This is a genomic window from Streptomyces sp. GbtcB6 (assembly GCF_019091475.1).
Classification (GTDB): domain Bacteria; phylum Actinomycetota; class Actinomycetes; order Streptomycetales; family Streptomycetaceae; genus Streptomyces; species Streptomyces hyaluromycini.
This window is the reverse complement of record NZ_JAGXJL010000085.1, coordinates 1-12,069: the sequence shown is the minus strand read 5'-3', so window position 1 is coordinate 12,069 and position 12,069 is coordinate 1. Positions and strand designations below refer to the sequence as shown.

Annotated in this window: 8 protein-coding genes and 3 pseudogenes; 7 read left to right on the top strand and 4 right to left on the bottom strand. The window is 68.9% G+C overall.

The annotated features are described in order from the left end of the window. Positions 1 to 12: 12 nt before the first annotated feature. Both KVT45_RS51495 and KVT45_RS57945 read right to left on the bottom strand, forming a co-directional pair. Positions 13 to 311 (bottom strand): annotated as a pseudogene (locus tag KVT45_RS51495) (maleylpyruvate isomerase); the annotation flags it as partial. Between the two features lie 6 nt (positions 312 to 317). Then, positions 318 to 518: pseudogene (locus KVT45_RS57945) on the bottom strand (cupin); the annotation flags it as partial. A gap of 71 nt (positions 519 to 589) precedes the next feature. Between KVT45_RS57945 and KVT45_RS51490 the strand changes: the two are divergent. Then, entirely contained in the window at positions 590 to 1,402 is an 813-nt protein-coding gene (locus KVT45_RS51490; protein WP_217561424.1) for an IclR family transcriptional regulator, read from the top strand. 337 nt (positions 1,403 to 1,739) lie between these two features. Here KVT45_RS51490 and KVT45_RS51485 read toward each other — a convergent pair. After that, positions 1,740 to 1,904, bottom strand: a pseudogene (locus KVT45_RS51485) (IS701 family transposase); the annotation flags it as partial. A gap of 239 nt (positions 1,905 to 2,143) precedes the next feature. Between KVT45_RS51485 and KVT45_RS51480 the strand changes: the two are divergent. The 3 genes from KVT45_RS51480 to KVT45_RS51470 all read left to right on the top strand — a co-directional run bounded on the left by KVT45_RS51480 (position 2,144) and on the right by KVT45_RS51470 (position 7,230). Further along, on the top strand, positions 2,144 to 4,273 hold the full coding sequence (locus tag KVT45_RS51480) for a SpoIIE family protein phosphatase (protein WP_217561422.1): 2,130 nt from the start codon (positions 2,144 to 2,146) through the stop codon (positions 4,271 to 4,273). A gap of 42 nt (positions 4,274 to 4,315) precedes the next feature. After that, positions 4,316 to 5,124 (top strand): IS5 family transposase gene (locus KVT45_RS51475; RefSeq protein WP_217561420.1). Its coding sequence is split into 2 segments (ribosomal slippage): positions 4,316 to 4,663 and positions 4,666 to 5,124, totalling 807 coding nucleotides; the frame shifts between segments, so codons are not numbered across the junction. A gap of 222 nt (positions 5,125 to 5,346) precedes the next feature. Beyond that, on the top strand, positions 5,347 to 7,230 hold the full coding sequence (locus tag KVT45_RS51470) for an AMP-binding protein (protein ID WP_217561418.1): 1,884 nt from the start codon (positions 5,347 to 5,349) through the stop codon (positions 7,228 to 7,230). A 15-nt stretch (positions 7,231 to 7,245) separates the two neighbouring features. On the opposite strand, the gene KVT45_RS58285 is transcribed toward KVT45_RS51470, so the two are convergent. Further along, a complete protein-coding gene (locus KVT45_RS58285) occupies positions 7,246 to 9,084 on the bottom strand; it encodes a GNAT family N-acetyltransferase (protein WP_217561416.1) in 1,839 nt (612 codons plus the stop codon). Positions 9,085 to 10,070: 986 nt separating this feature from the next. On the opposite strand from KVT45_RS58285, the gene KVT45_RS51460 reads away from it, so the two are divergent. The 3 genes from KVT45_RS51460 to KVT45_RS51450 form a co-directional block, all read left to right on the top strand. Continuing rightward, on the top strand, positions 10,071 to 10,355 hold the full coding sequence (locus KVT45_RS51460; RefSeq protein ID WP_308311134.1) for a putative quinol monooxygenase: 285 nt from the start codon (positions 10,071 to 10,073) through the stop codon (positions 10,353 to 10,355). A 45-nt stretch (positions 10,356 to 10,400) separates the two neighbouring features. Continuing rightward, a complete protein-coding gene (locus KVT45_RS51455; RefSeq protein WP_217561412.1) occupies positions 10,401 to 11,537 on the top strand; it encodes a serine hydrolase in 1,137 nt (378 codons plus the stop codon). A 212-nt stretch (positions 11,538 to 11,749) separates the two neighbouring features. Then, on the top strand, positions 11,750 to 12,069 hold a 320-nt coding region (locus KVT45_RS51450), incomplete at its 3' end, for an AMP-binding protein (protein ID WP_254648601.1).

Genomic DNA, 12,069 nt, shown 5'->3' with positions numbered 1-12,069 from the left:
ATGACTCACCTCTCAGAGCCAGGGGCCGAGTTGGGGGGCGTCGGCGAGCGAGTGGGGGCGGCCGGCCGGCCAGGCGGCGACCTCGGGCAGCGGGCCGTCGGGCAGTCCGGCCAGTCCGCGCTTGGTGCGGATCTCGTCGGCCAGTGCGGTCAGGAAGCCGTCCGACAGGTCGGCGAAGGCGGTGCCGGTGCCGGTGCCGAAGTCGACGGCGTGGACGCACACCTGCGGGCGCGCATCCACGGCAGTTCGGTGGCGGGGACAGTGCGGCCCTGGGCGGTGACGACCTTGTGCTGCCACTGCTCGTCGGTGAGCCGGTGGTGCGGCACGGCGCGCGAGCGCGGGTGAGTCGGCATCAGGTCGCCGATCTCGGTCCACAGCGGTACGAGCAGCTCGCTCTCAAAGCCCCGGTAAAGCTCTTCGAGCGCCGGGGTGACCTCGGGCTGTCCCTCTGTGGAGACAGCCTGGAGCCGGACCGGGGAACCCGTGGCGACACCTGGGGCATTGGAGGACTGAGTCATGGCTTCAGGGTGCTCCGTGTCTTCCAGGTGAGCAGACAGATTCTGGAGGGCAGAATTCTGGAGGACACGCCATGGACAAACCGCTCAAGACACCGCCGCCTTGTCCAATCGCCAGCGTGGACCACGCGCTGCGGGCGGCGACCATGCTGCAGATGGAGGGCGGCGCAACCGAGTCGCAGATCGCCGCGCGACCGGGCGTCGCCAGGTCGACCGCCCACCGGGTTCCGGCAATGCTCGTCTACCGGGACTTCGCCATGCAGGACGAGGACCGCGTCTACCGTGCGGGGCCGGTGCTGGAACTCGCCGCGCACTCCCAGTCCCTCGCGTCGCGGCTGCGCGCGGCGGCCCTGCCCCATCTGCACCGGATCGTCGGTCTTCTGGACGAGACCGCGAACCTGATCGTGCGTACCGGGGACACGACCCGGTTCATCGCCGGCGTCGAGTGCCGGCAGGCACTGCGGGTCGGTTCCCGGGAGGGCATGGTGTTCCCGGCTCACCACACGACGGCGGGACTACCACTGCTCGCCGGCCTCTCCGTCGAGGAACTGGATGAGGTGTACGCCCCCGAGCGTTACCGCGACCGTCCGGCCGACCGCCCGGATCTCGCCCGGTTGCAGACGGAGCTGAGGCGCCTGCGCCGCAACGGATTCGCCGTCAACAAGGAGAAGTCCGAACGCGGTCTCGTGGCCGTCGGCGTACCGGTGCGATCGGCATCCTTGCGGCCGAACGCCACCAAGGCAACGTGCAGGATGCCCTCGACATCGTGGAATCGCCTTCTCCCCTCCCGCGGCCCGACAGCGTCCGCGCGAGTGGCGGGCCTTGATCGGCACTGGAGGGGACTGCGGTCCGGCTGGCGGACGAGGCACCGTCGGCAAGCGTGGTGATGCCGACCCATTTGCTGTCCTTGAACGGCTCCGAGGTGTCACACCAGCCTCGGCGCGGACGGTGGTGCCGTCTTCGATGTGGCCTCGTCACGCCTGGATCCGGCAGGTCACCAGCATCACGGTGCAGGTCGTGCAACGCCGGGACGGCGGACTTCGCCACACCTGGGCCAAGGCGGGAGCAGCGCCCCGTGAAGTGCCCTACTTCGCTGTCGCCCCACGTCGGTGGGTGACAGGCTTTTCAGACGCTCTAAGGGCTTGCAGATCATTAAGGTGTTGCTTCCAGCCTCATGGCTCGTTGATGTGGTATAGGAATCCCGGATGAGGTCCGTGCCCAACTCGCCAAGGTCCAGCCGTTCTTGCGCTGCAGCGGAGCGATCAGCCCTCTCGTGTACGCGAGAGCCGACTCGCGGGGTTCCGAACGGTTGAACCGATGCACGAACCGCTCATGCACCACTTCCAATTCACGCGCCCACAACCTGACATCAGCAAGGTCCCCACCTATAACCAGACCAACGACCGAACTGGCCGGCAGCCACGGCAAGCACCGTTGCAGCACTAGGCCGCCGCCGACCGGTCGCCCTCCCCGGGCAGTCCTTCGTCCCGCCCATCCTTAGGTCCACTCTGTACCTATTTCTATACATAGCATACTGTGTGCGCAAATATGCCCCCCAGGTGCGACGATCATGCGCGTGCCTTGTCCGGCGAGCCGCCAACCGCCACGACATCGGACCGGAGGACGTCATGTCCGGGATCTCTGGGCCACCGGCCTGTCATGGGGCACTCGACGATGCGCTCGATGCGGGGTTGGCCGACATCGTTCGCCGCACTGGTGCTTCCTCGGGTGCCCTCTACCTGATCGAGGAAGAGGAATCGGCGACGCGTCTGGTGGCGCTGTGCGGTCTTCCCCTCGAATTCGCCGCCCCATGGCACCGTCTCTCGCTCACCGCTTCCCTGCCTCTCACCGACGCGATCCGCGAGGACCACTTCGTCTGGGTCGGCTGTCAGGACGACCTGGCCTGCCGCTACCCGCGCCTGGCCGCTGTTCTGCCCTATCGGATCGCTTGTGCCGCGACCCCGCTGACCGGGGTGCGCCGCTGTTGGGGCGGGATCATACTGATGTGGCCCGCTGATCTTCCGCGTGAGGCCACGCCCCGGGAACGCTGCCGCATCATCTCCAGTGCCCGCCGACTGGCCCGTCTCCTGGACGACGCACCTCGCCCGTCGACCCTGCCCGCCCGGCCGCGCCTCATCCCTGTCAGCGCTCCGGGTGGGTCCGCCCAGCCAGGACTGGCTGCCGCCGAGTACCTCGAACGCCTCCCCGAGGGAGCTCTGTCCCTCGACCTGGAGGGAAGGATCACCTTCGTTACCGCCACTGCTGGCCACCTGCTCGGGCGCAGCGTGAACCGACTGCTGGGGTGCCGGCTCTGGCAGGCACTGCCCTGGCTCGACGACCCCGTGTACGAGGACCGGTACCGCACTGCGGTCTTCAGTCGGGCCCCGCTGTCCTTCACCGCTATTCGTCCGCCGGAGCACCGGCTGAGATTCCGGCTCTATCCGGACGTCAGCGGCATCAGCGTCCGCATCACCTCCCGCAGGGAACAGACCCTGCCCGGCCCGCGGGAAGCACCTGTGTACCGGGCTCCGGTGGCGCGGACCGGCCGGCTGTACCAGCTGATCCATCTGTCCGCTGCGCTCACCGAAACAGTGAGCGTCCGCGATCTCGTCGATCTGATCGCCGGGGAGATTCTGCCCGCTTTCGGCGCCCAGGGCCTGGCGCTGTGGGCTGCGGAGGCCGGCCGTCTGAAGGTAAGTGGTTTTTACGGCCACCCGGCAGATGTCATCGCACGCTTCGACGGGCTGCCCCTGGACGCCGACCTCACGCCAGTTGGCCAGGTCCTGACCAGCGGCGTCCCCGAGTTTTCCGCCAGCCCGACCGAGATGGCTGCACGCTACCCCGAGACGCCTCAGATCGGTGACAAACAGGCCTGGGCGTTCCTCCCGCTGATCATCACGGGGAGAGTGGTGGGCTGCTGCGTTCTGTCCTACGACCGACCCCACCCCTTCACGGCCGACGAACGGGCCGTGCTGACCGCTCTGGCGGGTCTGATCGCCCAGGCACTCGACCGCGCCCGGATGTACGACGCCCAGCACCACCTCGCTCACGGCCTCCAGAAAGCGCTTCTGCCTCGCGACCTGCCCGCCGTGGCCGGGCTTGACGTGGCCGCCCGCTACCTGCCGGCGAGCCATGGCATCGAGGTCGGCGGTGACTTCTACGATCTGTTGCGGCTCGACGACACGAGCGCCGCCGCGGTCATCGGTGACGTCGAGGGCCACAGCATCGCCGCGGCCGCCCTCATGGGCCAGGTCCGCACCGCCATCCACGCGCACGTTACCGCCGGTGCACCGCCAGACCAGATCCTGGCCCGTACGAACCGACTGCTGGCCGATCTGGACTCCGACCTGCTTGTCTCCTGCCTCTACGCTCACCTCGACCTGGCTGCCTGCGAAATCACCTTCGCCAGCGCCGGACACGTCCCCCCGTTGCTGCGCATCGCCCGGCATCATGCCCGGGTTCTTGATGACATCGAACCCGGGCCGCTGCTGGGTATCGACACCCTCGCTCACTACCCCGTCACCACGGTCTCCCTGCCCGCGGACGCGACCCTGGTCTTGTATACCGACGGTCTCGTGGAGGTCGCGGGTACCGACACTGCACAGATAACCGCCGGCCTCGTCGGGCACTTCGCCAGCACCGACGACGAGGACCTGGAGGACCTGATCGACGGCCTGATCCACCACACCTGGCCGATGGGTCAGCACACCGACGACATAGCGGTACTTCTCCTGCGAGCCTCCTGCACACAACCCTAAGACGCCATTTCAGTTGGTGTGATCTTGCGGGAGTCTGGGGTGATGATTGCTGCGCTTGTCGAACGGCTGGCGCCGGAACATCTGTGGGAGTTGTTCCAGCGGGTGGTCCCGCCGGCTCCGGAACGCCCGCAGGGTGGTGGACATCGTCGGCGAGGGGACCGTGAGGTGCTGGCCGCGATCATCTTCGTGGCCACCTCGGGCTGCACATGGAACCAACTGCCGCCCGGCTTCGGACTGTCGGGGGTAACCGCCTTCCGCCGGTTCACCGAGTGGACCGAGGCCCGCGTGTGGGCCAAACCCCACCGCCTGGTCCTGGACGAACTCAGTGCCCGGGGCGGTCTGGACTGGTCGCGTTGCGCGATCGACTCTGTCAGCGTCCGGGCCCTTAAAGGGGGCATCTGAAGGGACCGAATCCGACCGACCGCGGCAAGAAGGGTTCAAAAATCCACCTCATCGTCGACCGCCGCGGCCTGCCCCTGTCGATCGGCATCTCCGCGGCGAACCTCCACGACAGCCAGGCCCTGATCCCGCTGGTCCGCGGCATCCCACCCATCCGCTCACGCCGCGGCCCACGACGCCGCAGGCCCGGCAAACTGCACGGAGACAAGGGCTACGACTACCGCCACCTGCGACGCCGGCTGTCCTCCCGCGGCATCCGGCACCGCCTCGCCCGCAAAGGCATCGAGTCGTCCCGGCGCCTGGGCCGGCACCGCTGGGCCGTGGAACGAACCGTGTCCTGGCTGTCCGGCTGCCGACGCCTCCACCGCCGCTACGAACGCAAGCCGGAACACTTCCTCGCCTTCACCGCCATCGCCGCAACCCTCATATGCCACCGCCGACTCACCAACTGAAATGACGTCTTATGTGGGGTCGTGACGGCTGTCGTGAGCCGCGCTATGCCGGAGGGATGAGGTATCCCGACGGCTCCGGGCGGCATGTCGCCTCGCCCGACGCGCGGTGGCGTTGGTGCCGGTGGTCTTCTCCTGGCTTCGCCGAGGCCACGACCGCCGTCCCGGGTCGGCATCTGTCGGGCCTCTTCCCGCGTCGTGCCGTCTCTGGGATGATCACCGGTCATGGCCGGGGCGAATGAACTTCACGGGTTGTTCGAAGCGTGGGTGCGGGAGACACCGGACCGGCCCGCGGTCATCACCGAGCGGGCCCGGCTCACATACGGGGAGTTGGGGGTGGGGGCCAACCGATTGGCCTGCCATCTGCTGCAGAGGGGGCTCGGGCCTGGGGAGACCGTGGTCGTGTGCACCGACCAGGTGCCGGATCTGCTGGTCGCCCTGATGGGCGTACTCAAGGCGGGCGGGGCATACGCCGTGGTCGGTCCGCATCAACCGACAGGACACATCGGGCAGTTGCTGGAGGAGGCAGGGGCGAACACCGTCCTGACACATGAGAGGTTTCGGCCGAGCGTCGACGACGGTGCCGGCCGGATCGTCGTCTGTTTGGACACCGACGCCGACGTCATTGACGCCTACTCCCCAGAGCCCCCTGCCGCGCCCTGCGGGGCCACCGCCGCCGTGCTGTTCAGCGCGGGTACCACGGGGCGGCACCGGACCGTCCCCGCGGGACACGCACGGCTGCGCGCCGTATTCGGGTCCTGGGCCGAGGTGTTCGGTCTGAGGCCCTCCGACGTCCATCTGGTGACCGCGCCGGCCGACACGGCCGCTTTCACCTACGGCTGGATACGGGCGCTGTGCTCCGGGGGCACGCTGGTGCTGCCGGAGGGCGAGACCGGGCCGGCGCTGTGGGGTCGGCCCTTCTCCGAGGGCGTCACGGTGCTCGACACCGACCCGGTGACGGCCCGTTCACTGCTCGACGGCTCTGTGCCCGTGGGGCTGCGGCTGGTGGCGGTCGGCGGGGAACGGCTCGCTCTCGACGAGCAGGTACGGCTGCAGGGGCGGGCGGCGCCGGGGGCGCGACTGCTCAATGTCTACGGGCCCGTGGAGGTCACCGGCTGCGGCACCTGGTTCGAGACGGACCAACTCTCCGGTCCAGTGGCCGAACCCGGGCTGGTCAGCCTGCTCGGCCGCCCGTTTCCCGGCTGCCGGGCCGAGGTCCGCAAGGGCGAGATCTGGCTGACGTCCCCCGGCGACGACGGCGCCTTCCCCACCGGTGATGCGGGAACGCTGTGGGAGGACGGGCTGCTGGAGTTTGGCGGCCGGCTGGCGCACCGGGTTCGCGTCCGCGGCCGTACCGTAGATCCGCACCGCGCCGAAGCCGCGCTGGCCGCCCACCCCCGAATCCGGGAGTCCGTGATCACCACCGTGGACGAGGATCGGCTGGTGGCCTACGTCGTACCGACGGCTCCCAGCGTCTCTCCGGGCGCCGACGCGATCCGTATGCATCTGACGGGTGTGGTGCCGGACCAGGAGATCCCGGCGCAGGTGGTGACCCTGGGGGCCCTGCCGCGCAACCGGGCCGGAAAGGTCGACCGGCGTCTGCTGCCGCTGCCCGCACAGCGTGCCGCGTCCGGCGGGCTGAACGGCAAGGGGGGTGGCGCGACGGCCCCCGGCCCATACGGGTTTCTGTACGGCATGGGGTGCGTGATGCTGGTCGTGGCCCTGCCGCTCGCCGTGCTCTTGACCGATGTGTTCTGGCCGGGCTCCACCGACCTCACCTACGTTCCCGCGCCGTGGTCGTGGCTCTTCCGAGGTCTGTACGCCGCCGAGTTCCTGACCTTCAGCGTGGGCCTCGCTTTCCTGGTCGCCGGGCGCCCTCTGATGCGGCGCCAAGGTCGCTCACGCGGCCTGACGACGGCAGCTCATCTGGCCATCGTCTGGCTGTTGGTCTCCTGGTGGCCGCAGGACAACTTCTACCGGCTCGCCGCGAAGACGGACTGGGAGCGGCAGGCGGCACTGGTGTACGTCTTCAATGTGCCGTTGATGATCGCGGCGGTGGTGGTGGCGGTGTACGTGACGCGGCGTCCGGGCACCGCGGCAACGGAGTGAACCCCGACCCTGGGGCTAGGGAGTGAACATCCCCCCGGTGTCCTGGGCGGCGGCACGCACCAACGCCTCGGCCGCGTCCAGGCGTTCACGGGTGTGCGCGGCCAGGACGACGCCGAGACGGGGGGCCGGCTCGAAGGCGGCGGTCGGGATCGAGGGCACGAGGACGGCGTCGATCCCGGCGCACCGCTTCGCCGTCTCCCGCAGCAGGGCGGACAGTTCGGGGCCGGGCAGCCGGGCGCCGAGCGGGATGTGGTCGACGGTGCGGACGAGGTGGTCGCCCCCTCGGATCTCGTCGAGCCGTGCCTTGACCATGAAGGCGACAGAGGGACCCGTCATCCGGAGGTTGATCTCGGTGGGCGCCGGGCGGCCCTCGGGGCCGGCCACGAAGTCGACGTCGAACCACCCTCGATAACCGCTTGCGGCGATCCGCTCGCCCACGGCCCGGCCGAAGCGCGCCAGGAGTTCGGCGAGCGATTGCGGGACGACTCCGGGGCCGACGGTGGCGCCCTGGTAGGCGGTGCCCTCGACGTCCATGACGGCGACTCCGGCCTCGTACACCCGTCCTTCCGCGTCCACGAGGCCGTCGAAGGTCAGGTCCCTGGGCCCGGATTCGCCGGCGACGAACTCCTCTAGGAGCAGGGGCCCATGAGGCAGCGGGGACCTCAATCCGTAGTTCCGCAGTCCGTAGTTCCACAGTCTGTCGTCCCGGATCACCCAGGTACCGGATCCTCCGGCGCCGTGCTCGGTCTTCACCACGGTGGCCCGCCCCGCGCGACTGCGCGCCCTGAGCAGTCGCACCGCCGCACGTCGGGTGGCCGTCTGCCACTGCTGCGGCACCCTGATCCCCGGGTGGGCGGGCTGGAGCTGTGTGAACAGTTCGTGCGCGGCCCGCTTGGACTCGTAGCGCAGAGCGTCCGGGCCCGGTGTCGAACCGGTGAGTTCGGCGAACGCGGGGGTGTGGCCCCACGGTACGAGGGGCAGGCCGAGGAACTTTAGTCGCTCGGCGAGTGCGGGGCGGGAGAGGACGGCGCGGCTGAGCCCGCCGGTCGGCCCCGCCGTCGGCGCCGAGGGGGCGGGCGCCGTGCCGGGGAGCAGCCGGCGGACCGGGCCGGTACGGCGGCCCCGATCCGCGCTCGACGCCGTTCCGGGCTCTGCCAGGCCGTCGTACACCTCCACCTGTCCCCAGCCCAGGACGCCGGCGACCATGTCGATCCAGTCACGCGGAACCGCCCGGGGCAGGATCAGGACGGCCGGGTGCGGAGAAATGAAGGCGGCCAGGCAGGAATAGTGCCCGGCCTCGGCGGAGGCGGGGCCGAACTGGGACTGGAACTCGGCGACGTTGCCAAGGTGCACCGCGCGACGGCCCCCAGTCCACGCGTGGGTCCAGCTGTCGCGCCGGGGCGCGAAAACCACTTCGAGGAGGGGCAGCTCACGCCCCGGGATCGAGCCGGAGGGGGTACGTCCGACGGGTCGGGCGCCCATCCGGCGGTAGAACGGTTCCGCGTTCGGGTCGGAGTCGATGGTGATCCTGGTGAACCCGAGTTCGCGGGCGGTTCCCATCACATGGGCGTACAGGAGACGGCCCACCCCGCGGCCGATGGCACCGGGTTCGACGAAGCACAGGCCCACACAGCCCTGGGGCGCCGAGCCCTCCAGGGAGGCAACGCCGAGCACTCCAAGGTGCGCGGCCTCGGCGACGACGATCCGGCGGACGTCGATCTCGTCCGGCCGGATGGTGAGTTCCGCACGGCATGCCTCAAGGAACTCCGCGTCATACCCCCAGTGTGCCTTCGAGCGCAGGACGAGTTCGGTCAGCGCCGACGCCTCTTCGGCACGCGCGGGTCGGATCCGCACCTCCACCCCCGTACCTCCTTGATACCGGATCCCGTGATCAGACCAGATCTTCGCCGAACGCCGCTCCAGAAGTGTCCCGGATCACGGGCGGACCAGTGTCCCGCGTGACGCCCGCTTCCGGACGGCTGAATCCGTCGCCCCAACCGGACTACTACGGCGCAGTAATCCGGTCCGCTGTCTGCCACATCCGCGGGCCCGCACCACCCAGGGCACGACGGTGAGGCGACCACTCGGGGCCGGCCGCCTCCGACTGCCGTCGCGGTGCGTGTGATCGGTGCGGGCGGAAGCCGTGACCCGGCTCGTTCCCGTACCGCCGCACCCAGGTCGGCGCGGTGGGAGCCCAGCATGGGCACTGGCCTGAACCGGCTGGCAGAGCATGTCCGCTCAACGGAACAGATTGTCGGCACCACCGCGTCCGCCCCCTCGACGCCGGAGCCACCGCCACCACTGGACCAGCCGCAATCCGGCACCTCTCACGGCCCTGCCCTCGGGAAAACAGAGCAACTGAGACCGCCGGTCGAGTCCCCCATCTCAAGATCCGGACCATACCCGGGCCAACTGCTGCGCGCATCCCTTCACACCGCCCATCTGCACTGGCCAGAGCCATACAGGCGATGTACCACCAGCAGACGAAGAATCTCCTGGTCTCGTGCTCGCCACGCACTCTCGGCTTCTTCCAAGGGCCCACAAAAGGGTGCCTGAACTGGGAGGACTCCCGTCAGGCACCCTTGTCATTCGCGGTTCAGGCAGCAGGGCGAAATGCAGCCTTCGCGTGCTCTCGGACCCGGCCAGGAACTTCGTTTAGCAGCGGAAAAGGACCTGGATTCAGTGCGTGCTCGTCCAAAGTGAGCGCGGCTTCCCTGGCCGACTCTACGAAGTCGCCACAGGTTCATTTTGTGGCTACGAGCAGTCGGGCCGGTTCGAGCATCGCCTCGGGCAGGTCCTCCCATTTCACGATCGGGGAGTAGAAGGTTGAGGGCTTGATCGTGGCCTCGGTCGTATGGACCGCCCGCGAGGGAATGGAGAGGACGCTGTATCAGGCCGTCGAGCAACTGGTTCCGGCGAGCAGGCAGGAACCTGCCTGCCTGAGCTACGTCGCGTACCGGGATCCGGCGCAGCCCAGGACGATCCGAATCCTCGAGATCTATACCGATCGAGCCGGTTTCGAGGCCCACGCGGCCAGCGATCACTTCAAGACCTGGGGATTCGGACAGGCCATTCCGGCCCTGGAGACTCGGGACATGCAATTCTACGAAACCGTCGAACCGTAATTCGTCGGCCAAGCCTGCCGCCCGAGTCGACGCGTGAGGTTGACGATGACTGACATATCCGGTGTGTGTGACGACCGTTTCGCCGACCTGCGAGCGCTGTTCGCGAAGAACATCGAGGCGGGCGACGAGTTGGGTGGATCGCTTGTGGTCGACGTCGGCGGCGTGCCGCTGGTCGACATGTGGGGTGGTTGGACAGACCGGCAGCGGACCAGGCCGTGGCAACGGGACACGATCACCAACGTCTGGTCGTGTACGAAAACGGTGACCGCGCTCGCGGCGTTGGTGCTGGTCGAGCGTGGTCTCCTCGATATCGACGCCCCGGTGGCGCGGTACTGGCCGGAGGTCGCCGCCGCGGGAAAAGAAGACGTGCGAGTCCGGCACGTGTTGTCCCATACCTCCGGCGTCCCGGGATGGGAACAGCCGGTGACCATGGAGGACGTCTACGACGCGCAGACCGCAGCGGCCCGGCTGGCCGCACAGGCGCCCTGGTGGACTCCCGGGACCGCGTCGGGGTATCACCTGCTCAACTACGGGCATCTGATAGGCGAACTGATCCGGCGTGTGGACGGACGCACCCTCGGACGGTTCGTCGCCGAGGAGATCACGGGGCCTCTGGACGCCGACTTCCACATCGGCCTGCCCGATACCGAGGTCGACCGGGTCGCCGATATCGTTCCGCCACAGCGCACGTCGATCGATCCTTCCACGCCCGACCCTGACCACATCAGGTTGCGAACCTTCACAGGACCATCGGTCGATGCACGCGGATCGCTGACGCCCCAATGGCGTCGCGCCGAGATCGGCGCGGCCAACGGCCACGGCAACGCCCGCTCACTCGCCAGAATCCAGTCCGTCGTCGCCTGTGGCGGTGCGGTCGAAGGGGTGCGGTTGCTGTCGCCGGAGACAATCGCTCTCATTTTCCAGCCGCAGTCCGACGGCCCGGATCTCGTACTCGGCGCACACGTGCGATTCGGCATCGGGTACGGATTGCCGTCGCCCTCAGTGCCGTACATCCCGCAAGGACGCGTCTGCTTCTGGCCCGGGTTCGGCGGATCGATCGTCGTGGTCGATACCGAACGCCGGACCACGATCTCTTACGTCATGAACAAGATGGGTGCCGGGCTGCTGGGCAGCGACCGCACGATCGCCTACGTCAACGAGGTCTACATCGCCCTGGGCTGACGTGCGCCGCGCCCGTCATCGCTCCGCAGCCGGCGCGCGCGTCAGCGACCAGCCACCTCCCGTGAACCCCCGGAGGCATGTCCATGAGTTTTGCCGGCCCCTACCCAGACGTGCAGATCCCCGATGCGCGGACGGCTTCCTCCCGCAGGCCGAGGAAGCCGGGCGCGGCCGTCTCGAAGCGCTTGTCGGTGCCGATCGTGCAGGGATTCGGTATGACGGAACTGAGCCCGGTCAGTCACCTGGTGCCGACCACCGATGGTGGTGTCGCCGTCGCCGGCCGGCGTGCGCCGATCGCGGCCAGCGGCTGGCCCGTGCCCAACACCGTCAACAAGCTCGTCAATCCCGCGAGCGGTGCCGAGATCGAGGTGCCTTCCGAGGGCCTGGGCGAGCCGGGCGAACTCTGGGTGCGGGGTCCGAACGTGATGGCCGGCTACCTGGGCAACGCCACCGCGACCGCCGCGACCGTGGACGCGGACGGGTTCCTGCACACCGGAGACCTGGCCAGGGTGGACTCCACCGGGTGCGTCTACAT